The sequence below is a fragment of the Micromonospora sp. M51 genome, assembly GCF_018070305.1.
GTDB classification, from domain to species: domain Bacteria; phylum Actinomycetota; class Actinomycetes; order Mycobacteriales; family Micromonosporaceae; genus Micromonospora; species Micromonospora parva.
The window spans coordinates 1-1,773 of record NZ_JAGPXZ010001023.1 but is presented as its reverse complement, the minus strand read 5'-3'; the positions used below and the strand labels follow the sequence as shown (position 1 = coordinate 1,773).

At 70.6% G+C, this 1,773-nt stretch carries 4 protein-coding genes; 3 read left to right on the top strand and 1 reads right to left on the bottom strand.

Annotated elements, in window-relative coordinates; translation table 11 throughout:
• From KBX53_RS32035 to KBX53_RS32025, 3 genes are all read left to right on the top strand, one after another.
• The coding region (locus KBX53_RS32035; RefSeq protein ID WP_247676532.1) for an amidase family protein at positions 1–534 on the top strand (534 nt) is incomplete at its 5' end.
• Between the two features lie 75 nt (positions 535–609).
• Positions 610–906 (top strand): hypothetical protein, encoded by a 297-nt coding sequence (locus KBX53_RS32030; RefSeq protein ID WP_030333505.1) that lies wholly within the window; start codon positions 610–612, stop codon positions 904–906.
• Positions 893–1,300 (top strand): DUF5130 family protein, encoded by a 408-nt coding sequence (locus KBX53_RS32025; RefSeq protein ID WP_030333506.1) that lies wholly within the window; start codon positions 893–895, stop codon positions 1,298–1,300. Before KBX53_RS32030 ends, KBX53_RS32025 begins: the two co-directional genes overlap by 14 nt.
• A 68-nt stretch (positions 1,301–1,368) precedes the next feature.
• Here KBX53_RS32025 and KBX53_RS32020 read toward each other — a convergent pair.
• The coding region (locus tag KBX53_RS32020) for a Uma2 family endonuclease (RefSeq protein WP_210863565.1) at positions 1,369–1,773 on the bottom strand (405 nt) is incomplete at its 5' end.

The window sequence follows — 1,773 nt, the reverse complement described above, 5'->3', positions numbered from 1 at the left end:
CTGTTCGAGATCCTCTGGTACGTGCTGGCGCTCGCCCCGGTGCCGCCGCAGCGGGAGGCGGAGCTGCTGCCGTTGACCCGGCTGCTGCGGGCCCGGGGCGCCGAGCTCTCCGCCGGCACCCTGGCCGCCACCCTCGGGGAGTTGCAGGCGCAGGTCCGCCTGGGCACCCGTCGCACCGCTGGCTGCGACCTGCTCCTCTGCCCCACCCTGGCCACCCCGCAGGCGCCGGTCGGCTGGTTCAGCGCCGACGCGGACCCAGCCGCCGACTTCGACCGGCAACGCCGGTTCTCGCCCTACTGCGCCATCTTCAACGTCACCGGCGATCCCTCCGTCTCCCTGCCGCTGGGCAGCACCACCGACGGACTGCCCGTCGGGGTGCTGCTCACCGGCCGGTACGGCGACGACGCGCGGCTTATCGCTACCGCTGCGCAACTGGAGAACTCCAGTGACGGATGGGATCGGCACCCCGCAATCTGGCGGGCCGTCGACTCCGCTAACGTGAATGGCGACGGAGTCGGGCGGTCGGCAGCGTGATCGTCCATCCGACCCGGTTTTTCAAGGTCGTCCTTCTTCCGCCTGGGGGCGTTGGGATTGTCTGTTACCGAGACGTTGCTGGTCTTCGTCGGCATCCCGTTGGCAGCGGTGCTGGTCATCGCCGGCCTGTCGTACGCCGGTAGCCGTGGGGGTGCCACCGGCGGTGGCGGTCACGCCAAGCGCTACCGGCCGGGCCGGCCCTTCGACTTCACTCCGGTCTGGTTCCTGGGCCGCCCGGAGCAGCTGGCCGACTCGGCCGGCACCGCGCTGACGGCGGGGGCGCAGGCGCCCGCGCTGACCAGCCACAAGCTTGAGAAGGCCAGCGTCGAGGCGCCGGCCGGTGGAACCGGAGGCGCAAGTGACCGTTGGTGAGAAGCAGGCCGGGTCGGAAAATCCGCCCGAGGTGCTGGACGGGCCGTTCTCGACCCGCCAGTTGCTGCGCATCGACGAGGCGTTGCGCCTGGCCGACAAGGGCACCGGCCTGGTGTTCTCGGTCTTCGTCGGCGGTCTCGACGAGCCGATCCGCGAGCACGCCCAGCGGCTGCACCGTCAGCTCGCCGAGCCCGACAAGTCGGTGCTGATCGCCGTGTCGCCCAACCAGCGGCAGTTGGAGATCGTCACCGGGCGGTACGCCCGCAAGCGCATCCCCGACACGTACGCCAAGCTGGCCGCACTCTCCATGGTCGGCGCGTTCAGCGGCGGCGACCTGGCCGGCGGCATCATCAACGGCCTCGACCAGCTCGCCAGCCACGCCGGCAAGGGCTGAGCTACACAGACGACGAAGCCCGGCCCCGCGTGCAGCGGGCCGGGCTTCGGTCTGTCCGGGTGTTTGTCTCAGCGCGGCCAGGCAGACGGGTCCAGCTTCATCGGCCACGGCTCGTCCACGTTCACTGGGTCGTTCGGACCCAGGGTGCCCAACAGCTCATAGTGCTCGCCCTCGCCGAGCCGGTAGCGGTAGACCACCGGGCCGAAGTTGCCCCGTTCCACCCGCCAGTAGTGTGCGATACCAGCCTCGGCGTAGAGGGCGGGCTTGGTGAACCGATCGTGGCGACGACTTCCTGTCGACTCGACTTCCAGGACGAGACCGATGTCCGCCGGCTCGGCCCACATCCGCTCGCGCGGTGCGTCTGGCCGCAACACCGTCAGGTCAGGGAGGAGATTGCCGCCCGGGACCCGTACCCCGATCTCCCGGATCACCCGCCAACCTGTGGGCGCGGCCAGGCGGATCGCCATCCGGAT